We start from the raw sequence: 21699 nt of genomic DNA, 5'->3' as shown, positions 1-21699 counted from the left end.
TACAAAGGCTATGCCCGGCGAAAGATGGCTCATTTGCAATATAAACGATTTGGACCCCGAAAAGAGGCCCTTTTGGGTCACTTTGAGACAAAATAGGCTTTACAGGAAATTGATACAAAGGCGGGCCCGGATTGGGCCCCCGGGCCATTCGAGACTTACAAAGGCTTGCTGAGTCGGATCAGATCCTTGTGCAGGGAATGCGCTTTTTTATCGATGGATCTGGAAAAGTTCGGCGTCGTCCGTTTGAAAACCAGCACTGCCATCATGAAGGCGGATTTGTCTTTATAGATTTGCGCCAGCTCGCGTTTTGCCTTCAGCAGCTCTTCGTCTTTTTGCAAAGTTTCAATCAGCGCGGTGGCTTTCGCATCTTTCAATAGATCCTTCACAGACTTCACCCCCTGATCGCGCAGGCTCAGTTGTTCATAGAAGGATTTCAAATATTTTGCTTCCTGCTCATCAACGGCCTTTCCCATCGCGGCCGCTGGATTTTTCGCGCCCTTGATTTGATCCACCGCCGCCGCCACGGGTTTTGCCCCTTCACTCCAGTCAAAGGTGCCATAACCATCCGGATACAAAAGTTTGATCAGGCCCGGAAATCCAACCAACGCGGTTTCTTCCGAACTTTCTTCTTCAAGCTCTTCTTTGTTAAATTCAAACTTTCCCGATTTCAGCTCGGGCAGCAGCAAAGCGGGGGTTAAGACCATCTCAAAACGAAGTTCTTTTTCCAAGTGGGCGGAAGGATTCCAATCCTTGATGTTGCGTTTTAACTCAGACAACTTTGTGCGATCTTCATCACTCATATTTTCTTTGGAAAGTTTCGCCATTTCCGTCAGGGAATCCTTCAAAAGTGCCATGCCGATCTGTCCGGTGATCACCGGCATTTCACAATTGCCAAAGTGCCACCACAGATTCGCCAGCTTCAGACTTTGTTCCCAGGATTTTGCGGCGATCGCCTCGTCATTGAGTTTTTTTGAAATGTCCAAAAGCCCCGTCATCGGCAGCAAACCGGAAGGTGCCGTGGCCTGAAAGGCTGAGCATGTGGTGAAGTCACCTTCTTCGGCCAAAATGCGCAAAGACTGCTCGGGATGTTCCGAGGTCAGTGCCTTTTCCATGCGCAGGTACAGGTCCTTGTCGTTGGCGACAGGGATTTCAAATTTCGGGGATTTTTTTAGGTGAGGATTGATGCCAGAAATGGACTCTTGAAAAGCCGGGGCCGAAGCCAGAACTTGAACGGGAAGAATCAACGCGCTGAAAATCCAAAGCTTCATGGCAAACTCCTTTTGGAGATTCCATGCTATCGAATTTTACAGGGGGTAAAAATAAAAAAACCAAGTCTTATGGACTTGGTTTTCTTAATCACAATCTAAAAAGATTGGCTCAGAAGGAGGGACTCGAACCCCCGACCCAGCGGTTAACAGCCGCTTGCTCTACCGACTGAGCTACTTCTGAACTCGGTGAAGGGCTAAATTAGCGGCTTTGGGCGGCTGTTGTCAAACAGAAATAATCTTAAGGAACTGCAAGCCTATCCAAAGCCTTGGAAAGCATCGGAGAGCTAAAAGGCATGCCTTTGACCCGGAAAACAGGCTTTCCCGGAACCTGTTCCAGGATCACAATCGGTCCGCCCGAGGGTCCATGGGCTGCCAGGCTCTTTTTAAATGAGCTTTCCTCAATCCCTTCCATGGAAAAGGCCCCCATCATGATTTCACAGACGGAGCTGATGTCTTCAGGCTTTTCCAGGGTTTTAGTCACGGCGCCGGCTGGGTCAAAAAGCTCCACCTTTTGGGTTTTTTCCGGGCACCAGTTCAAGGGGCGATAGTCGCTGCCGATCAGAAGACCCAGCGCACTTTGCGGGTCCGAGGCCTTGTCCTCTAAAGCGCCGCCATCCAGGGCCTTCATGCCATAGAAAACACCCACCAGAGCCAGAACCATCATGCCGATTTTAAGATAAAACGTGCTTTTCATCGCTCAAACGTAACTCGGCGAGTTGAAACTGGCTAGCTATAACATGACCGGCTATTCCGCTGTTTGAGGCTGCAGCAAGTCCTCAAGGAAAAAGGCGGCCAGTTCGGACCGGCCCGCCAATCCGGACTTGGAATAGATAGCTATCGACTGGGCTCGCGCCGTTTTTTCACTGGTGCCGCGAACTTCGGCAATTTCTTTAAGTGAAAGTCCCTTCAACAACAGCAGAGCCACTTCTTTTTCAGCCAGCGACAGGCTCCATTTTGATAACTGCAAATCAATGGAATGGGAAAGGCCCTCGATGTATTTTCGTGCCTCCTGCTTCCATTCCTGGGCCTCACTTTTAAGCCTGGCATTTTCATTTAAAGAGTCTGACAACTTATGCTGCAGGTTGAATGAATCTTTCATCAGGAAGAAGATTCCGAAAAGAGCCGCCAAACCTGCTCCACCCTCGATCAGAACATGCCAAAGAGCGACGCCCTCTTGAGAGTCTGTCGCCAAATCCACAGCAACCATTAAGGTAACGGTCGCCAACACTGCTATAAGAACTGCACGTTCTTTTTGGTTCATATTCAGATCCTACGAAAATTTACTTTAGTCGTCATCACCTTCCGTGGATACTTCCGCATCTCCCAATTGCAGTGTTTGTCCCGGCAGTGAAAGAGTTCTTCTTTGCGAATCAAAATTTTTAGTCAGATACAAGCCACCCACGACAACCAATGACAGTAAGATCACCGCCGCAATTCCCTTGGAAGAGGAAATTCCGGCCCCATCACCATCCACCTCTTTTTTTCCGTCAAGCATACTTAGTGCGATGGCATCCCGATGCCTCAGCGAGTGAAGAATCACGCCGACCACATGAAAGGCCGCAATCACAACAAACGCATTGGCCATTAGTTCGTGTGCTTCTTCAAAGGTTTCTTTGCTCCCCATAGTCATCAGGTAACCCGTTACTGCCAACCCCAGTGCTAAGGCAAACATCGCCATCGCGGCCCAGCTGGAGGCAGGATTATGCCCTGACCAGCGCCTTTTGGACCCCACTAATACGCCAACAAGATAATTCTTTAGCTCAAGGGGGTTCAGGCTGAATCCCGAGAACTTGGCGTGCTTTGTACCCATGATGCCCCAGACGAACCGCCATACTACAAGCCAGGCAAGCAAAAGTCCGGAAAGCATGTGGTAGCTAAAGACCACCGAATTATCATCAACAGTTTTGGCAATGATAAATGACAATAGAAACAGGGCTGAAAACAACCAATGAAAAAGCCGTGTCGGCAAATCGTATATCAAAGTGGACCGCATCTTACGCCTCCTTTTGAATTCTGCGCTTCTGAAGCTTTAAAATCGTCTCTTTTTAAAAAGTCGTCCATTGGGCAAATGGCCTATCCGGCCTTTATTCCAACACTTAGGGCATTCAGACCATTTTCAATCTTCGGCGAATAGCGATACTGAGTCTAAGCGATAGGGAATTAATCCCATCAAAAGGAGAAAAAACATGAAACAGCTAGCCCTTACAATTCTATTGGCAACCATCTCAATTTCAGCCCATGCAAAAAAAGAGTGTACCTCAGAACCAAAAGATAAATGGATGACCGAAGAAGCCTTTAAGAAAAAGGTCGAAGCCGAGGGATACAAAATTTCGAAGTTCAAGCAGCCGGGGACTTGCTACGAAATTTACGGAACCAATAAGGAAGGAAAGAAGGTCGAAATCTACTTCAACCCGGTTGATGGATCGATCGTGAAGGCGAAATAGCAACGACGGGCCGGCAAAAGCTGATTTGGCGCGCTGCGTATTATAGTTTCTAATTTAAGGAGAATTATTGAAAGAAAAAAATGGTGCACTCGAGAGGATTCGAACCTCTGACCACATGATTCGTAGTCATGTACTCTATCCAGCTGAGCTACGAGTGCACTGTGAAAGAGAAGTATAGATAGACTGCGGCCACGGAAAAATCAAGCATTCTTGATAATTTTACAAAAAGAGTCGGGGCAAGACCTTGATTAACAGGCGGGCCTATGGCACTTTGGATCCTCAGTCGAGAAAACCGACCGCGGAGAGGTGGGTGAGTGGCTGAAACCAAGCGTTTGCTAAATGCTCGTACACCAAAAGTGTACCGAGGGTTCGAATCCCTCCCTCTCCGCCACTTTTTGCGCATTCTTTAAGCATCCCTCTGCACCCATCGTTTTTGACAAGCACAGAGTTACGCCTTCACCTTCAAACTTCTTAGAAGAATGACTTTTTACGTTTTGTGATCTCAAACGGGATCCAGGCACCTTCGGTGGCTTCACTGCGCACCATCACGGAAGCGCCTTTTTCAAGGTCTGCCTTGGTCAGACCAGCCACGTTGATTTCAAAATTCAAAACCGCGCCGCCCAGGCTTTTACAAGCCACACCCACATTCAGGATGTCGCCGTCGATTTTAAAGCCGTCACCGATACAGTCGTTGTTTTCAGAAACCTGGTCCATGTTGGCTTGTCTGAACACCACCACATCACCTTTTTTGCTGACTTCAAACTGAACCACATAATAGGGGCCCTCAATAGCCAGGCGACCCACGATATAGCTGCCTGCAAAATCTTTTTCTGTCAGACTGACAGTGCCAGAGCCGATCTGGCCAGTACCCGAAGTGCTTTTGGCTGAAGCAGAAGACAATGCGACGAAAGACAGCAAACCGATTAGGATCTTTTTCATAATACACCTCTTACAGATATGGACTCTTAGAGCACGCCGAAGCGGAGGCCTTGAGTTGATTTATTTGCAAAGGGTAGAAAGCAACGGATGTGCCATTGAACCTGACAGAATGTTTTTAACTACTTAGGATTGCCAGCCCAAAAGACCACCGATCACCGATTCGACATTCTTGTGAAATCAGTTCAAATTACGCGCCCTTGAGAGCAGTCCGCTCTCAAGATTTAATCCAGTTGGGTGCTGACAGAAAACAGGTTCATGTTCACCTGAAATAGACGACGGGACTCTGTCTCGTTGGACGTGTCAAAGCGATGCAGCTGCTCTTTAACGAAAGCGTCCATGTTTTTAAGGAACTGCTCAAACTCTTCCTGGGACATGGCCAGAATCAGGCTCTTATAGCGTCTGAGATGGCCGGGCAAGTTGGTCGCCGAGATGGCCTCTTGCAGATTGTTCTTGTGGTAATTCAGCAGAACCTCGTTGCCAAGGCTGCTGGGAACTTTGAAGCTGCTGACTGTGGCTCGGTAGCCGGCCCCCACCTGTTCTGCCAGATTCAAACGGGTCAAAATCACAATGCCTTTTTCCACTTCCAGCACATCGGCTTGTAACAGCCGTGCCATTTCTTCGACCGTCTTGGCTTTATCACCAAGACTTAAAAGAACCTGCATGCGCGGGAACAGCGGAGAGCGCAGGAAGTCTTCTGAAACTTCTACCTCTGTCTGATAATAGTTGTCCTTCAGAATCTGCATCAGTCTTTTGCCGAACAGATCGCGCTCGGGCTGTGTGCGGCTGCGTGAATAGCGGTAAAGAACCATAAAGTGCTCCCGCTCCGCCTCGGTAAAGAACATGCGCTGGCTGATCTGTGCGGCGGTGGTATCGGTCAAAGCCCTGCGCCCGATCACCACCTGACGCAGGAAGGAGCGATGTTCAAAGCCAAGCTCAAAGGCCCAGGATTCATAGGAAAAGCTGTCTTCATGTGCCTTACGAAAGGCATAGATGTCCTTCAGAAAGAAGGTGACATTCAGATAGTCTTTTAACTGAGGTTTGGTCGTCGCCGCACTTGATGTCATGGCACAATTAGCGCGCACCTTGAGGCGGGAGTAAAGCGAAAACTTGAGAGCATTTTGCTCTCAAGTTCATCTTTTCTGATTCGCAGTATTGGAATTTATCTAGTGTTTCGTAATCGCAACTTTGACTTCCAGAACTTCATCAAAAGAAGAATCCGAAATTCTTAGACTGCCAGAAACTGTTTCGCCGGATCTTGGCAGGTAACCGTCTTTGACCTTCAGGTAAACCGTGAACCACTGCTTGTTATCGCAGAAAACGGTGCCCCAAAGATTTTCGGCCATGCCAGGGCCTTCTGCCAAAGCATAAATATAGTTGGTGTTCGTCAGCTTTTTGCTGGTACTGCAATGACCCAGTTCCTTGCTGGTAAAGCTCATTTGATAGCCCTCTGACAGCTCCAATTGGAACACTTGAGCGCCACTAAACAAAGAGCGGGATTTGTTAAGAGTGTAAGTGCCCACCTCGGAAGCTTGAGAGACCGTCGCAAGGAACATCGACCCAAGGGAAAGTAAAGCAATCATGATCTTTTTCATAAGACACCTCTTACAGATATGGACTCTTAGAGCACGCCGAAGCGGAGGCTTTGAGTTATTGTATTTGTAAGAGACGAAAAGCAACGGACATGCCAGAGGAACTGACGCAATGTTTTTAACTACTTAGCAGGCGAAGCCCGAGACTTGAACGACCATCAATTCGACGTTTTTGTGAAATCAGTTCAATTTGTGGGCTCTTGAGAGCAAAGCGCTCTCAAGAGGTACCAGCTCTAATAGAGCTTGGATAGCTCCATAGAATACTTGCCCGGAGCGTATTCGCTCATGCGCTTTTTATAAAGTTCCTGGAAGAACTTATCTTTCGCCGCATAGTTCGCGTAAGGGTAAATCGCAATCCCCCCGCGCGGTGTGAACTCGCCGATAACTTCGATGTATTTAGGCTTCATCAACTTCACCAGATCATCACAGATGGTCTGCACGCAGTCTTCGTGGAAGTCCCCGTGGTTACGGAAGCTGAACAGATACAGTTTCAGGGATTTGGATTCGACCATTTTTTTGTCAGCAATGTAGTTGATGAAGATCTTTGCGAAATCCGGCTGACGGGTCTTAGGGCACAGGGACGTGAATTCAGTACATACAAAAGTGGTCCAGGCGATCTTGCCCGGGTTTTTGTTGTCAAAGGCCTCCAGAACTTCTGGAGCATATGTTTCTGGATAGTTGGTCTGACTTTCACCCAAGGCGAAATCAGCAAGCTCTTTGGAATCACGGCCGTTTTTCTTTTTCATGGGGACCTTTTTAAGAGATATCCCCATGATTAGCAACGGTATCTTTTACAGGCGCCTAGTTGATATTGGTGGCGCCAATGTAACGAGCCAGCCAATAGCCATACAGGTAATCCACCCCTGAGTTTTCCACACCTTTTCGGTGAGAATCCTGATACAGGAAGGCCCCGTCTTTCCAGACAAAGTTACTGGTGAAGGCCTGCAGCTCAAATACAGGGTAGTTATACAAACCCTGATAGAAATAGCTGACCGGTGGTTCCGGCTTTTTCAGGGACTTCCAGAACAACCTTGGAATCGGAGACATGCACCAATCCGGGCGCAATGAATGATCGATCGTCACATCCAGATTCGGGCGCGGATACGGGATTTCACGAAGACCCCAAGCGGCCTGGTTCAACGAAGCATTAAACTGCGCCTCGCTGCTTTCGGAGCGGAAGTTCCCACCACGGGTTCCGTGTTTATAAGCAAAGCCGTAAGCCACCAGCGTCTGCAGATGTCGTTGCGCCGGTGAATACGTCACCCAGGCATCCATCAGGCGTTCGCGCAACTGATCGCGGATCTTACTTTGACCCAGCAGGTCTGCCAGCGTGATGTCGGTGATATCACCCACCAACCCCAAATTGATCCCACTCCAGTCCGCAGAGCCATGCCAGTAGAAAGTGGTGTCGAAGCTGTAACCAGTCACCTTGGTTTTAATCTTGTCATAGTACTTGATGTACTGCTCTTTGAAAGAGGCATCATTTGTCAGCCAGGCTGCCAGTCCCAACGCCGCCGGACGGTTCTGGGATTTGTCGTTCACAACCTGCAGATCAATCAGCTTGCGGGAATTGGCACGAAGCTCTTTCCAAAGTTCGGTTTCACTTTGTGGCAGCACCATTCCGGCCCACAAGAAGCCGTGAGTGATCCCTTTGATCATGTCGTTGTTGCCGCCTTCAAGCCAGATCAGGTGCTGGAACTTGCCTTCACCGCGATGCCACTTGGCCGGAACCGGCTGGGCGGGATTGTACAGCGCCAACGTGCGTGCGAATTGCTGCGGATCATTGGTGATCTCCATCAAAGTCATCAGACCGCGCAGGGACTTTTTCACGTTGTCCAAAGCTTCGCTGTCCTTGGTTTTCAGATAGCGCATCGCCTGAGAGCCCAGATACATTCCCGTCCACAGGGCGGCATCCCCATCAAAGGAATAGTTCAACAGTCTTCCGTTTTCGTCCAGCACGGCGTGCGCAACCATGCCGGCTTCATTGATATGGAAGTCACGGGTGTTTTTGTCATAGCTGTTGGCTTTTTCCTCTAACGTCGGAGCATAGGCATTTCGTTTCACCGCCGCTTCGGTGATGCTGATGTCATCGACGATCTTGTTGGTGACACGAATCACATCCTTGTTGTTGCGATAGAACTGGAAGTCCGTGGGATCAAAAACGATGTACGGATTTTCGTTTTTATACTCGGGGCGGTTTTTGTAGGACTTCACCAAAGGATCTTTTTCGTAACCAATGTCTTTTTTGAAAAGATTGATCACGCCACGAACCACCAGAGGAACTTTCGGTCCCTGGGCACTGATGGTCTGGCGCTGATTCACCCACAACGGTTGCGCTTCAAGATCACGACGGGTGGTGATCCATTCGTTGTAGTTAGAAACTTTTTTATCTGCATAGTGAGTCGCAAGGCCATTCGGAGTCACCACATAGCGGGAAAGCACCGTGATCGGAGCATCGAAGTCCGACGGATCTCGCTTTTGATTGCCAAGCTTTGTGATGAAATCACCCTGGCGAAGGTCATAGGAAATCGTCAGGGAATCATGCGTGGCCACGGCCTTTCCGGTCCATACTTCCTGCACTTTCAAGCCATCAAAGAAGTAGTTGATGTAGGTGACCACGCGAACCACATCAAAAGTTCCATCGGATGCCTTGCGCAGTTCCAGCTCACCATTATAAGGCCCGCGGGTGGAGGAAGTTCCTTGCAAGAACCAAATACCTTCCATGCCGCCATTGGCTTGAAGAGAAGCGATATCGCGGGGGATTTGTTTTTCCTTGTGCTGGCAGGACAAAGAGACAACAACGCTCAAAAAAAGAAAAAGGAATGAAAGTGCTTTCATTCCTTTATTCTCTCTGACTTGTGAATGGGACTGCAGTCCCAAAACTATTTACTGGGCTTTAGTACGGAACCTTGTCGGTCTTACTGTCCCACTCTTTGAAAACTTCCAATGCCTCTGTGTGAGCGCATTGAACCATGGGTACTTTGCGGTCTTTGAGGTCTTTTGGAATTTCCTGATAAAGGAAGTCGTCGTCGAAGTTGATTTCAGCGGCGTCTTTACGGGTGTTGCCGTAATAGATCTTTTCAATGCGGGCCCAGTAGATCGCCGACAGGCACATTGGGCACGGTTCGCAGCTTGTGTAGATTTCCGCACCAGCCAGTTCAAAATTACTGATTTTGGAGCAAGCGTCGCGGATAGCAGAAACTTCAGCATGCGCGGTAGGGTCGTTGGAGGAAGTCACTTTGTTCCAACCTTCACCGATGATTTTGCCGTCTTTAACAATGACTGCCCCAAAAGGACCGCCTGCGCCGGCACGCATGTTGTTTCTGGAAAGCTCGATGGCTCTTAACATAAATTCTTTGTTCATAGGCCGACGAATTTATGGGGACTCATGGAGTTAGTCAAGTTGAGCTTCCCTTGTATTTTAAGTTTAGCTGCGAGGCTGCAACCAGTTTAAAGCGTAGGTCTCATAGAAGGTGCGATCCAGAAGCTCTTTTGCATCCACCCAGCCGTCATCATTTGATTTCTGCCAGCCTTCACCCCAGGAATTTTGCACCTGAAGTTCCTGACGGCAGACACCTTTGGAATTACAGATTTCGCGATAGCCTTTGATCACCACCGCGTGACCCGCACCGGACACGTTCCCCGAAGCGTCCTTGATTTCTCCACAAGCTTTGTTGGATTTCACCGACAGAGGATCTTGAGCGCAGAAGCTAAGGGCCAAGGGTCTTTTTTGTGTAAGGACTTCTTTGACTTTGTTGATGGACGACTTGTAGTCGCCTTTTTCACCTTCCATAGGGAAGGACTTTACCGCCCACTTACCCTCAAGACTGATCATGTCCGACATCTTACGGCATTCTTTAGGAATCAAAAGTTTATCCAGGAACAAAGAATAGGACTCTTGTGAAAACGCATCCAGAATCTCTTTGTTCGAAGCTTTCAGATTGTAATTCTGTTTAATATCGTTGGCTTTGGCAGTGGCATACTCAAGACCACACTCAGTACATTCGGCATTTTTCTTTCTGAAGCTCTCATAAGAATCTTTCAGCGACTTCCACATGGCGATTTCCAGATCCTGAGCCGCCTGTTCGCTGCCAGCCCTGGCGACGATCTGATCCGTTGGAGCGCACTGCTCACTGACGGCATCTTTGGCTTTGTTGATATTCAAAAGAGTGAAGACGGGCATACCTCCCTCGTTTAGTCCCTTGTAGTCACGCCACATTTCCCCATCCGCGCCTTCTTCAGGGGCGCGGCTGTACCGAGTGACATCCAAAGCCGAGACCCTTTGTGAATCCGGAGCAGTGGCACAGCTGGCATTTCCACTTTGCACACAGTTTGCCTCATCCACCAGCACTGCCGCCACCGCAGCATAACAGATCCCGAAGCTGTCCTGAGATCTCACCTTTGGCATATTAGTCACTTGCACAGTGGATTCACCCTTTAAGGCGTAGCCCTCTCCATACTTTATTTGGGAATGCGGGATCATTCCATATTCGGCCAGCGTTGTACTGGCTCCGAACAGAATTGAAAATGCCACCAACAGTCTCTTCATTGCCTCAACCTACTGCTTCTTGGAAAAGTGTTTGTTATAAAGAGTCCACGAATCAATCACCGAGCCGTCCGGAAAAACGCAGTAATCGTACTCTGCTTTTTTGGCATCAAGAAGAATACGATTCAAAGCCTTATGTGAAAGGCAATAACGAGCGGCTGGATTGCCGATCACACCCACATTCGGAGTCTTCGCCACATCCAACTTGGTCTGTGCCGCTTTCCAGGCGTCGCAGTTCATTTTGCCATTCTTTAAACAGCTTTCAGAAAGCGTCAGTCCCTGATAATCCAAAACAGAAACAACGACGTATTTTTTGGTCTCGGGAGTAAACATCTTCAGCTTGCGCGCAGGCGCCGCTCCAGCATTTACGGTCATTAGAACCAAAAACAGCACCAGCAAAGTAAAAATTTGTCTCATATTGATATGATGAAAGAGCGGAAGATCTTAAGGAATGGTGCCAACTCAAAACTGGGCCATAGACCAGCCAGATCTAAGTACCGTAAACCAATCGGGCATTTATGCCGATTTATAGACTGTGAAGAACCTTCTAACCGCCATCTTTTTCCTTCAATCTGCGTGGGCTCAAAGCCCCGGGAAGACCTATTTGAAGGCGGACGAGATCGTTTACAACCCCGGCAAATTCAAACCTGGCCGCTACGTCATTTCCTACAAAGATTTCGAAGACATCCGCTTGGATAGCAATCTCGATGGAAAGATTGACTTCTGGTATCTGAAAAAAGGCTCCACTGAAATTTACACTCACTTCACAGATGGAAATCCTATCCGCTGGGAAGTTCGCACCAACAAAAGAAATGTCATCACCGAAGCTTCTTATACGATGGCGGGTGGTCGATGGACGCTTGAAGCTTCCGGAGTTCGCGCGCCGACCCTGATGAACCTGCAGGACGAGGGATGCGAAGTCACTGCGATCAAAAAGAAAATCACTTCTTTAGGCGACGATCTTAACCGTCGCGCACTCGCAATGGGAATTGAAGAGCACCTTATTGACAGTGGTTGCCAGGACAAATTATCCGAAGACTTCCTGCAAAGCCTCACTGATTCACTCAGTAAAAATCTGACTTCCTCCAACAAACTGACTGACTGCCTGAACGGCGAAGAGTTCAAAAAAGCCTTCTCCAAAGATAAAATTCCGGTTCAACCCGAACTGCTGGCGGCCAAGTATCAGTTGCAAGTGGCCCAGTTGGGAAAACAACCTAAAAACTATGGGCCGCTGGTCAAGTGCGAAAAGGCGAAGGACCAAAAGGCTGCCCTCAGCACGGATGAGACGACCGGATTCATTCATCTGGATCCGGAAGCTTTGAGCGGTGCGACCCCGGAGACCAACAAAAAATCCAATGCGGTGATATCACCATCAAGCATGGCCCATGAACTTTTACATCGGGCGGGATTGAAGAGCGAAAAGGATGTTGCTGCAGTTGAACACTTCTGCAAAGGACACCCCGACAATTACCCGAAGATCTCCGCAATAGACATGACTCCCTTCAGTATGACCCGAACCCTGAAAAAGAACGCTCAAGATGGCGCGGAACAGGCGGCCACCCAGTCAACTGCCAATCTAATGGATCAAGAGATAAAGACCAAAGCCAGCGCTAATAAATTCGATAAAGGAATGGGCTCGGCGGCGACATCGGCCGCTGTCAAAGGAGGCTCGCAGCAAGCAGCAGCTGCCTCGACTGCCAATGTTCCGGTAGAGCTGACCGTGGCGCAAGTTCAGGTTCCGCCAGCTCCCACATTGTCTGAATCCATCGTAAGTCCACCTCCCTCTACCGAGGCCGGCTCCCAGCAGGCCCTGGTCCGTTCAGCGTCTGAAAGCGGTGGCATGTTACGCATGGCCAACAATCTGGTTGGTGCGATGAACACCCAAGCTCTGGCCGCCACTGATGCTGGCAGCTCGGAAGCTGGCAGCGGATCTTCTGAAGTCTCTCGCTCTGTCGCCTCGACAAAATCCAATGTTGCCATCAAGGGCTCTTCTTCCAACCCTGGCGCGGCCCTATTGAAGGCCTCTACCAGATCCATGGCCTCTGATGAAAGGGTGGTTGAACAAATCACGCTGGATGGCTCCAACATAGCTCCATCGGCCCCAGCGGCTGCCTCTTCTTCTAGAAATGTCGCAAGCACTTCTGCACCTTCTGCCTCCCGCGCTCCTGCGAATGAAAGTTCTGTTGGCGGCAGTGGCGGAGGGGAAGTGGCTGGTGGCAGCGCTTCCTTTGGCGGGGGCGGAGGCTCCTATAGTGGTTCCGGCGCAGGCGCAAGCTTGGGATCGGCTCCAGCACAATCTCCCGTTCGGGGCCCGGCTGCCACTCGTCCTAACGGCGGCGGTAAGGAACCTGTGAAAAATGCCAAGTCCGACACTGGATCTTCGGCGCCAAGCGCCGCGCGGGATGAAGTGATCACATTTATTTCAAACAGCAACTATGCTCAGGCAAAAAAGAAGCTTTCGGATCCAGCATTCGGTAAGCAGCTTGAGTCCCAGAAAATCACCGTTCTGGATCTGTATGGCAATTCATTTGGGGCCACCAAAGGTGAGGTGATCTTCCTGGATCAAGGAGATCGCTTTGTTCGCCAAAAATAAAAAGAACAAGTCTGTCGTTGTCCTGATCGTCAGTGTGTTTTGGATCGGGTACGTGATCGCCTCTGCGGTACAGTTCTATCTAAACGTGAAAGAGCTGACCGACCGCGAAGTCGAACGCCGCCTGATACAGATGCGCTTCGTGCAAGAAAGCTTCACTCCGCTGGTCATCACCGAAAACTTCACTCAGTTGAAGGACCGACTGGAAGGTGCCCGCAACCTGTTCCTGATTGATTTCTACATTCTTCAGAATGGACCAGAGGTGGTTCTTTGGTATAACAACTTTGATAACTTAGCTGGAATCAATGTCGACTATCAAAACTTCAATCAAACTCTTGAAACTGACAAGCTCGCCATTCGCACCATCAAACTGATGGACTATCGCTTCACCGTGGGCGTTTTCCAGGACAAAAACCAGATCATGCTGCAAACAGCTTTGTCGATGAAAGGGCTGATCCTACAGGATCTTCTGATCGTAACCCTGATTGTGGGCTTGGTCGTTTATCTGTTCCTGAAAGACATTTTGGACATCACACAGATTCTTTCCAATCGTGATCGCTCAAAGCTTGCCAGTATTAAGACCCTTTCCAAAGAGGGCCGTACACTTTTAAAAGCCACCCAAACCTACGAAAGCACAAAAAAGTATCTCGAACACGAAAACAGATACTACTCAGATTCCCTGACTCCGGCGATCCTGCATGAAATGAAGTCCGGCCAGAAAGCTCCCTATGCTTTCCAAAGCACCATGATCCGCGTGGATCTGAACGGCTACACCCAGATCTTCCTAGACAAGAAAGACGAGTACGTCACCGAGATCATGAACACGTACTTCATCAAAGCCCGCGAACTGATTGAACGCTATAACGGTTTGATCTATCAGTACGTGGGGGATGAAATCGTTTTCCATATCAAAGAAGACCAGCAGAACTCCCAAGCCCTGGCGCTGGCGTGCCTGCGCAGTGTCTTTGAAGCCGCCCAGCAGATTGAAGCAAGCCTTCCCGAAGGGGCTGATCACTATTTCAAAGTAAAGGGCAGTTTTGTCCTGGGTAAGATCCGTTTTGTGAATCAGGATTCTGGCTTCGCCCTCAGTGGCCTGCCCCTGATTGAATCCGCACGCCTGCTAAGTCAGGTGGATGACAAAGCTTCAAGTTCGGTCACTTTCTATGCGGAAGCCGCCGATTCGGTGGAGGGTCTTTGCACCGTCTCTGACACGAAAGAAACTTTGCTGAAAGGCTTCTCCAAGCCTTCGACTTTGTTCCGCGCAAAAAACTTCACCACGGTGACTGAAGCTTTGCAGAAAGACGTGAGCCTTCTGACTTACTTCCGCAGCGATGAAGACCTGTGCGCCGCTTATGAATTTCTAAGTGCTGAAATTGAATCTGGAAAAGATCAGTCTTTCTTCACAGCCTTTGGCATTTTAAAAACCTACAAGGTGCGAATGAGCGGCGAAATGCAGGCCGAAGCCTTCACAAGCTTCCTGCGAACCATTCAAAACGCCAACAAAGCCGGAAAAGCCAACGACAAAGTTCTTTCTGCCGCTATCTCTCTAGCATCGAACTTTGTGCCTTCTTATCTGGTGAAAGAATCCCTGCTGGAAGTCCTAAGTTCTTGTCTGGAACATACAGATCCCCGCGTTCAGGCCAACACAATTATTGTTCTGGGCGATTTGGCTGAAGACATCGCCTTCCTCAGACGATTTGTTTATTCCAAGAACAACCGAGTGTCTGCGGATGCTTTGTTAGTCAGTGGTAAGCGTAATATGGACAAGGAACTTGCCGAGAAGCTGAAGGAATATCTGGATTCCAAGAATCCGCTGTTCGTCGCCAGCGGCCGCTTTGTTGTGAAGTCACTGGGTGAGCACTATAAGTCCGTGGACCCCGTGTTCTATGAGACCAACCCTCACTTGAAGGAACTGGTCTCGCGCTTGACTGGCTGATTAAGCCTGCTTTTTCTTAAGCTTACTTGAAACCCACGGCCACACCATCGGCAACAAAGAAACACCGATCACACCGAAGATAACGATATGGAAGTTCTGCTTCACCACCGGAAGATTTCCGAAGAAGTGACCTGCCAGAACAAAGATCCACACCCACGCAATCGCACCACCGATGTTGTAAACGATGAACTTGCGGTATTGCATTTCACCGATACCAGCTACAAACGGAGCGAATGTGCGAACGATCGGAGCAAAGCGGGCAGCTACAATTGTAAAAGCTCCCCAGCGCTCATAGAAGGCATGGGTTTGTTCCAGATATTTTTTCTTGAAGAAGCGGGAATCCGACTCAAAGACCTTCGGTCCTAAATACTTCCCGATATGATAGTTCACGGTGTCGCCCAGAATCCCGGCGATGGTCAGACTGATCAGAATCACCCAAAGATTCAGACCACCTTCCACCACGGTGAAAGCACCCAGTGCAAACAGCAGGGAATCCCCCGGCAGGAACGGTGTCACCACCAGGCCGGTTTCAGCAAAGATGATCAGGAAAAGAATCACATACAGCCATGGTCCGAAGAAAACGATCCATTCAGCGATGTGCTTATCAAGGTGCAATATAATATCAATGAGTTCCATCATAGGGGCCAGAATCTTAGCATTGGCCCCCAAGCGCAAGAAAAATCAGATCCCGACGATGCGGCGGGCCTCTGCGCGATCGAAGTAACTGAATCTGTCTTCAATCATCTTGGACAGGTTTTCTCGGTCCACAACTGTCGCATGCAACAAACGAAGCGCTTTGAATTTTCCTTCAGAGAACGGGAATTCAGATACCACGTCACCCAGCTGAACCGCCTGCATTTCGGGTTTCTTTTTCAACCCGCGATAAGAAGCCAGATAAGTTTCAATCACCGCAAACTTGTCTTCATCCCGGGAGGCTCTGTCGAGTTGTTCCAGCATCACATCCGTTTTGATGGCAAAGAATCTTTTGGTCATCAGTTTGTTGACGTTATAAACCTCGATTTCGGCACCCGCTGGCATGAAGACCTGAATGCGCACATAACAGCCGCCTTCAAGCTGCACGATTTCACGGTTACTAGTGGCTATAGAACAAGAATAGCTGCCGTTACCAATCAGATCCAAAGTGGTGCCGTTGGGCCTTTCATTCACAGAACCCCAGGAAGCCGATTTCGCCCAGACACGATAGATACGCAGGAGCCCGGAGTCGGCACGCAGATCTTTGGAATAGACCACTTCCACGTCGTCATCAAAACCAAAGACGTTCACGTTGATCTTTTCATAACCGTCCACGCGGAACTCAACGTCTTCAATAGAGGGATTGTATTTAGAAGGAATGGAAGACCAGTTGATGCGGTTTTTTACGCTGGGTTTTCCGTTGGCGTTGTTGTTGCCATCTTTCGAGCCACCGCCGCTGTCGCAGCCTGCAAGCAAAGCCAAAGACATCAATGAAACACAGATCTTGAAAAGAACCGACATAGTGATCACCTCATTGTTTTGAAGTCCGAATCACATCAAGTCACAGCCGCAAACGCAATAGGAAAGCGGGTTCCGGGGAAAACATTATTCAGTTTTACAGGATTTTTTGGGGAAGAAACCTAAATGGCGGAGAGTGAGGGATTCGAACCCTCGAGCCCCGCGAAGGGCTGCCAGTTTTCAAGACTGGTGTATTCAACCGCTCTACCAACTCTCCGTCGACCGTTTTATGGGTTTTGACGAGAGTATTCAAGCAGTTGTTTCCATGACGCAGCACGAGGTCGCCGCCTCATGCTGCCTGGATTTAAAGGACTTACTTACGAATCTCCGTACGGCCGCCCATATAAGGCTGTAAAGCCTTTGGAATGCCCACGGAACCGTCTTCACGCTGGTAGTTTTCCAGGATGGCCACCAAGGTTCTTCCCACCGCCAAAGCAGAGCCGTTCAGGGTGTGAACGAACTGAGGTTTACCACCCGCACTGCGGAAACGAATGTTCGCGCGACGAGCCTGGAAATCTTCGAAGTTAGAGCAAGAGCTGATCTCACGATACGCATTCTGACCCGGCAACCATACTTCCAGATCATAAGTTTTCGCAGATCCAAAGCCCATGTCCCCGGTGCACAGAAGCACACGACGGAACGGAAGCTCCAGATCCATCAGGATCTGTTCAGCGTGGGAGGTCAATGCCTCGTGAACTTCATGGGACTTGTCCGGATGAGCAAACACCATCAATTCAACCTTGTCGAACTGGTGCTGACGAATCAGACCTTTGGTGTCGCGACCCGCTGAGCCCGCTTCAGAACGGAAGCACGGAGAATACGCACAGAAGCTTTGTGGCAGATCTTTTTCATCCAGGATCTCGTTGTTGTAGTAATTCGTCACCGGCACTTCCGCGGTTGGAATCAGATACAAGTCAGAGCCTTCCAGATGGAACACGTCTTCTTTGAATTTCGGGAAGTTCCCGGTGCCCAACAAACTGTTGCTGTTCACCATGAACGGAGGAATCATTTCGGTGTAACCATGTTTCATGGAGTGTTTGTCCATCATGAACTGGATCAACGCGCGCTCCATTTGCGCCGCCGCCCCTTTCAGGAAGGCAAAACGAGTGCCGGTGGTTTTACCTGCACGCTCGAAATCAATGATGTTCAGCGCTTCACCCAGTTCCCAGTGTTCTTTGGCTTTAAAAGAAAACTGGGTCGGAGTGCCAACAACTTTGATCTCTTTATTGTCTTTTTCAGAAGAACCCACAGGCACAGAAGAGTGCGGCTTGTTCGGAATCACCAACGCCAGGTTTGTCACCTGCTGGTCGGCTTCCGCAGCCTTGGCTTCAAGCTCTTTCACCTGGGTTTTCAAAACGTCGACTTCAGCCAAAATGGCAGAAGCGTCGCCGCCTTCGCGTTTGATTTTACCGATCTCACCGCTGAGTTTGTTCTGACTGGCTTTGGCCGTTTCCGCCTGAGTGATCAGTTCTTTACGCTTTTTATTAAGCTCCATGATCTGCTCAAGAACTTCGGTCGAAGCACCACGATTCACAAGACCCTGCTTGTATTCATCATAGTAAGAAGTTCCGGTTTCAGCTTTTTTCTCAAGAAGTTTAATATCAATCATCTCAACGTCCTTTTAACCAACTAGCGCCTCTACTAAGGCGCGACCAGTATATACATTCTAAGAAGCATCACCACAAGCACACAGATCAGATCAAAAATTAAAATCTGACCAAAGCTCCAGTTCGCCAGCAGTTTCATGATAACGGCCACAACCACTACCATGACAAACAGCAGGGCAAATGTTCCGTACCCCGCCAGCTCCTGGCCGATCAAAGCCAGCGTCAACCCCAGGAGCAAACCTGTGATCAGTCGCAAGCTGATATGAAAGAGTGACATTGTTGTAGACTTCACGCCCTCTTGTGCGCTGCTGGCAAGTCCACGCATTTTATCGCCGATTCCCATGGCTTAAATTCCTTCCGTTGTCCGTCCCTAGTTGCCCAGTCTCATAATTTTCGCTTCTATTTCAGCACGATCCAAAGCATTTGGCGAGAGGCCAAGATATTTATTGTAGGCCTGCGCCGCAGAGCGGGTGTCGCCCTTCATTTCGTAAATGGCCCCTTGTTCCCGGTAGATTTCGGCATAACCGCTTTCGCGGGCCGACGCCAGGGCCAGCATGTCTTCAGCCACATCCAGGGATCCCGACTGACGATAACACTGGGCGGACTTCACATAAATATCCGCCCCTTGCGGACGAAGCTTCATGGCGGTCGAATACTCTGCAGCACATTCGGCATACTGCCGGCGGGCGGTGAACACTTCCGCTGCCAGAATATAGGAATCAGCCACGTTTGGATTCAGCTTCTTTTCGGATTTAGAGGCTTCCAAAGCGGTCGCAAAATCCCCGGAAGCAAACGCCGCCTTCCCAATATAATAGTGCGTGCGGGGGTAGTTGGCGTTCAGACGCTGCACCCGTTTAAACTGCTGGATGGCTTCCTCAAAACGGCTGGTTTCCAAGTATAACTTCCCGGCCTGGAACAAAGCCTCCCCATCAGTGGGATCCAAAACCGCCGCACTTAAGAACGCCTTCAGGGCTTTGTCGTTTAATCCCAGGGCCTTTTCACTTTCACCCAGTCCCAACCACGCTTTCTTATTGCGTGGATCCGCCTCGGTGACTTTTTCATAGATGTCCTTGGCCTGACTGTAACGGTCTTCGGATTTATACACTTCCGCCAGGGCGATTCGATAATCCAAGGTGTAGGAGAAACGTTTGATCAGCTCGCTTAAGTATGTGATTCCGGAATCCACCCCGTTTGTTTGCGCCAGCATCTTCGCATAAGTGATCTGAGCGTCCGGATTGGTGGCGTCAATTTCCACAGCCTTGGTGGCATAGCGGATCGCATCTTTGGAGGCGTTGTCTTTGCGCTCAATTTCCTTTTTGTTGATCGGCATGATTGAGCGGGCCAGCAGTCCGTTGGCTTTAGCCAGCAAGATATAAGTATCAATGTCCCCATCATAGGCTTTCGCCGCCCGCAGAGCATAGTTCACGGTGCCGGGCATGTTGTTCTTGCGGAACTCCAGCTGCGCCAGTCCACGCAAAACTTCATAGTTGTTGGGCGCAATTCGCATGGCATTGGTCAGGATTTGCAAAGCCCCGATGAAATCAAAACGCTGGGACATATAGTCAGCCTGAAGCACGTAAGCTGACACCAGTTTGGGTTCGGCTTTGATGGCTTTATTCAACCATTCAATGGCTTCAAAACTTTGATTCAACTGCCACAGCGCTTTGGCGGCTTTCATGGCCGCGGTGCCATTCTTCGGATCCGCCTCAAAGGCCGCTTTGAATTCAGCTTGGGCCGCCAGGAAGTCCCCTTGGCGAACGTACTGGTCTCCCAGATACAACAACTCGTTGTTACGGCCTTTATCACCCTTCACCTTGTCAGTGCCACCCAGGCGGATCACCAACTGACGAAGTTCCCCGTTATTGGGATTTAATCCGAAGGCTTTTTGCGCGACTTCCAGGGCTTTCTTTTTCTCTCCCCGCAGGACAAAGATTTCAGCCAGGGCGCCGTAACCTTCCGCCTCGATCAAAGAGGGAATGCGACCCTTGGATTCCAATCCCGAATTCAAGAAAGCGTAAGCGGTGTCGGATTTTTTAAAGCCGTTGTATTCCACGATCCCGGCAAAGACTTTGGCTTCTTTGTGTTTGGGATTCTTTGTCAGAACATTTCTTAGAATCCCGGCGGCCGTGGTGAAGTCACCTTGATGATAAAGCGCTTCGGCCAAAGAAACCTGCGGATGCAGCCACTTTTCCCAAAGCTGAGCGGCTTTTTCATAGTAAGGCACGGCATTCACATAGTCTTTTTCACCCGCCAAAAGCTCGGCCTTGAAATCGTAAAGCACTGGCAACAACGAGAACGGCTCAGAGCCTTCCAAAGTCGCCTCGATGGTGCCCTTGGCTTCTTTGTAACGACCGGCGGTCATCAGTTTCACCGCCTCGCAAACCTGTCCAAACGGGCTGATTACATTCAGGGCCCGCGTGGCCTGGGTCACACCAGCAATGGTTTTGATGTCCTGGGCATCCTGAACGGCATGGGGCCACAGTTCAAAGTACACGACACACAAAAGCGCACGCACTTCGATGTTCATCGGCGCGCCTTCAACGATGCTGACCAGCTTGTTTTGGGCGGCCACGTAAGATTCAAACGTGTCTTGCTCCATCGCAAACAGCGCTTCGTTCAGCTTTTCTTTGATCTGCTGATCTGAAAGGGTGGCGGTGGATTTTCCAGGCGCCAAAAGATGAATTTTGGATCCATCCGCAGGACCGGTGTCCCACAGCAGCCACACCCCCAGAACAATCACCACCGCCAGAATCAGTGCGGGGAGCTTGAGGGACTTGGCAATTTCACCTTTTTCCATGTTTTTGATGTTGGAAAGTTCGATCACGGAGTCCGACTTGGAATCACCCGAGCTGACGGAAGCAATCTTTTGCGCCGGAGGAACATAGGCGGGCGTGTCCAGCACATCGATTTGCTGCAGCAGCGGCTTTTGCGGCTGAACGTTGGCGAAACTTTCCGGAGAAGGGGTGCTGCCCGTGTTCGTGTTGTTGCGCGGAGCTTTCGGTGCCTGCACGATCACGGTTTCGGCTTCCATCTTCTGGGCCTTTTTCGGATCGACATCTACGACGCCTTCCAAAGCCTCCAGAAGTTTGTCGTAGAAAGCCGGCTCTTTGGAAATCAGAGTCCACTGGCCATCAGGAAGTTTAGAAATCATCTCCTGACCGGAAAAGACACCCTCACCAATCATTTTAAGAATGGCTTCGGTGGAGTAAGGTCCTTTGACCTGACCCTTTCTTGTTTTAACAACCCAAGTGACCTGAATGCGTGACATAGACACCTGATTATACAAAGG

Annotated in this window: 20 protein-coding genes and 4 tRNA genes; 4 read left to right on the top strand and 20 right to left on the bottom strand. The window is 49.6% G+C overall.

Annotation, left to right across the window (positions count from 1 at the left end):
• Positions 1-155: 155 nt before the first annotated feature.
• The 5 genes from BD_RS00465 to BD_RS00445 all read right to left on the bottom strand — a co-directional run bounded on the left by BD_RS00465 (position 156) and on the right by BD_RS00445 (position 3261).
• On the bottom strand, positions 156-1268 hold the full coding sequence (locus BD_RS00465) for a hypothetical protein (protein ID WP_011162715.1): 1113 nt from the start codon (positions 1266-1268) through the stop codon (positions 156-158).
• Positions 1269-1373: 105 nt separating this feature from the next.
• Positions 1374-1449, bottom strand: a tRNA-Asn gene (locus tag BD_RS00460).
• A gap of 57 nt (positions 1450-1506) precedes the next feature.
• The gene (locus BD_RS00455) at positions 1507-1962 is read right to left on the bottom strand and encodes a hypothetical protein (protein WP_011162714.1); all 456 of its coding nucleotides are present in this window, start codon (positions 1960-1962) and stop codon (positions 1507-1509) included.
• A gap of 51 nt (positions 1963-2013) precedes the next feature.
• Positions 2014-2529, bottom strand: a complete 516-nt coding sequence (locus BD_RS00450) for a helix-turn-helix transcriptional regulator (RefSeq protein WP_011162713.1) — start codon at positions 2527-2529, stop codon at positions 2014-2016.
• A 24-nt stretch (positions 2530-2553) separates the two neighbouring features.
• A complete protein-coding gene (locus BD_RS00445; RefSeq protein WP_011162712.1) occupies positions 2554-3261 on the bottom strand; it encodes a cytochrome b/b6 domain-containing protein in 708 nt (235 codons plus the stop codon).
• Between the two features lie 193 nt (positions 3262-3454).
• Between BD_RS00445 and BD_RS00440 the strand changes: the two genes are divergently transcribed.
• Entirely contained in the window at positions 3455-3712 is a 258-nt protein-coding gene (locus BD_RS00440; RefSeq protein WP_011162711.1) for a PepSY domain-containing protein, read from the top strand.
• Positions 3713-3793: 81 nt separating this feature from the next.
• On the opposite strand, the gene BD_RS00435 is transcribed toward BD_RS00440, so the two are convergent.
• Positions 3794-3870 (bottom strand) — tRNA-Arg (locus BD_RS00435).
• Positions 3871-4012: 142 nt separating this feature from the next.
• On the opposite strand from BD_RS00435, the gene BD_RS00430 reads away from it, so the two are divergent.
• Positions 4013-4103, top strand: a tRNA-Ser gene (locus BD_RS00430).
• Positions 4104-4183: 80 nt separating this feature from the next.
• Here the strand turns inward: BD_RS00430 and BD_RS00425 are convergent.
• The 8 genes from BD_RS00425 to BD_RS00390 all read right to left on the bottom strand — a co-directional run bounded on the left by BD_RS00425 (position 4184) and on the right by BD_RS00390 (position 11203).
• Positions 4184-4651: a hypothetical protein gene (locus BD_RS00425; protein ID WP_011162710.1), complete on the bottom strand. Its 468-nt coding sequence runs from the start codon at positions 4649-4651 to the stop codon at positions 4184-4186.
• A gap of 221 nt (positions 4652-4872) precedes the next feature.
• Entirely contained in the window at positions 4873-5715 is an 843-nt protein-coding gene (locus tag BD_RS00420) for a DUF4423 domain-containing protein (RefSeq protein WP_038450475.1), read from the bottom strand.
• A 99-nt stretch (positions 5716-5814) separates the two neighbouring features.
• Positions 5815-6243: a hypothetical protein gene (locus BD_RS00415; RefSeq protein ID WP_011162708.1), complete on the bottom strand. Its 429-nt coding sequence runs from the start codon at positions 6241-6243 to the stop codon at positions 5815-5817.
• A 230-nt stretch (positions 6244-6473) separates the two neighbouring features.
• Positions 6474-6986 carry a preQ(1) synthase gene (gene queF / locus BD_RS00410; RefSeq protein WP_011162707.1) on the bottom strand — a complete coding sequence of 171 codons (513 nt, stop codon included), beginning with the start codon at positions 6984-6986 and terminating at the stop codon, positions 6474-6476.
• Between the two features lie 55 nt (positions 6987-7041).
• Positions 7042-9078: a hypothetical protein gene (locus BD_RS00405; protein ID WP_015089289.1), complete on the bottom strand. Its 2037-nt coding sequence runs from the start codon at positions 9076-9078 to the stop codon at positions 7042-7044.
• 58 nt (positions 9079-9136) lie between these two features.
• Positions 9137-9604: a nucleoside deaminase gene (locus tag BD_RS00400; protein ID WP_011162705.1), complete on the bottom strand. Its 468-nt coding sequence runs from the start codon at positions 9602-9604 to the stop codon at positions 9137-9139.
• Positions 9605-9667: 63 nt separating this feature from the next.
• Positions 9668-10789: a hypothetical protein gene (locus BD_RS00395; RefSeq protein ID WP_011162704.1), complete on the bottom strand. Its 1122-nt coding sequence runs from the start codon at positions 10787-10789 to the stop codon at positions 9668-9670.
• A 9-nt stretch (positions 10790-10798) separates the two neighbouring features.
• Complete coding sequence (locus BD_RS00390) at positions 10799-11203, bottom strand: DUF333 domain-containing protein (RefSeq protein WP_011162703.1); 405 nt, start codon at positions 11201-11203, stop codon at positions 10799-10801.
• Positions 11204-11321: 118 nt separating this feature from the next.
• On the opposite strand from BD_RS00390, the gene BD_RS00385 reads away from it, so the two are divergent.
• Positions 11322-13379, top strand: coding sequence for a hypothetical protein (locus tag BD_RS00385; RefSeq protein ID WP_011162702.1), 2058 nt, complete (start codon positions 11322-11324; stop codon positions 13377-13379).
• On the top strand, positions 13363-15312 hold the full coding sequence (locus BD_RS00380; protein ID WP_011162701.1) for a nucleotidyl cyclase domain-containing protein: 1950 nt from the start codon (positions 13363-13365) through the stop codon (positions 15310-15312). The genes BD_RS00385 and BD_RS00380 overlap by 17 nt, the downstream gene beginning before the upstream one ends.
• On the opposite strand, the gene BD_RS00375 is transcribed toward BD_RS00380, so the two are convergent.
• From BD_RS00375 to BD_RS00350, 6 genes are all read right to left on the bottom strand, one after another.
• A complete protein-coding gene (locus BD_RS00375; RefSeq protein ID WP_038452044.1) occupies positions 15313-15948 on the bottom strand; it encodes a DedA family protein in 636 nt (211 codons plus the stop codon).
• A gap of 45 nt (positions 15949-15993) precedes the next feature.
• On the bottom strand, positions 15994-16806 hold the full coding sequence (locus BD_RS00370) for a DUF4476 domain-containing protein (protein WP_011162699.1): 813 nt from the start codon (positions 16804-16806) through the stop codon (positions 15994-15996).
• Positions 16807-16930: 124 nt separating this feature from the next.
• Positions 16931-17020, bottom strand: a tRNA-Ser gene (locus BD_RS00365).
• 96 nt (positions 17021-17116) lie between these two features.
• On the bottom strand, positions 17117-18412 hold the full coding sequence (gene serS / locus BD_RS00360) for a serine--tRNA ligase (RefSeq protein ID WP_011162698.1): 1296 nt from the start codon (positions 18410-18412) through the stop codon (positions 17117-17119).
• Between the two features lie 32 nt (positions 18413-18444).
• Positions 18445-18753 carry a hypothetical protein gene (locus BD_RS00355; protein WP_011162697.1) on the bottom strand — a complete coding sequence of 103 codons (309 nt, stop codon included), beginning with the start codon at positions 18751-18753 and terminating at the stop codon, positions 18445-18447.
• 27 nt (positions 18754-18780) lie between these two features.
• Entirely contained in the window at positions 18781-21678 is a 2898-nt protein-coding gene (locus BD_RS00350; RefSeq protein WP_144313890.1) for a tetratricopeptide repeat protein, read from the bottom strand.
• Positions 21679-21699 lie beyond the last annotated feature (21 nt).

Origin of the sequence: Bdellovibrio bacteriovorus HD100, from assembly GCF_000196175.1 — a bacterium.
In the GTDB taxonomy this organism is placed as follows: domain Bacteria; phylum Bdellovibrionota; class Bdellovibrionia; order Bdellovibrionales; family Bdellovibrionaceae; genus Bdellovibrio; species Bdellovibrio bacteriovorus.
This window is presented reverse-complemented; position numbering and strand designations above follow the sequence as displayed.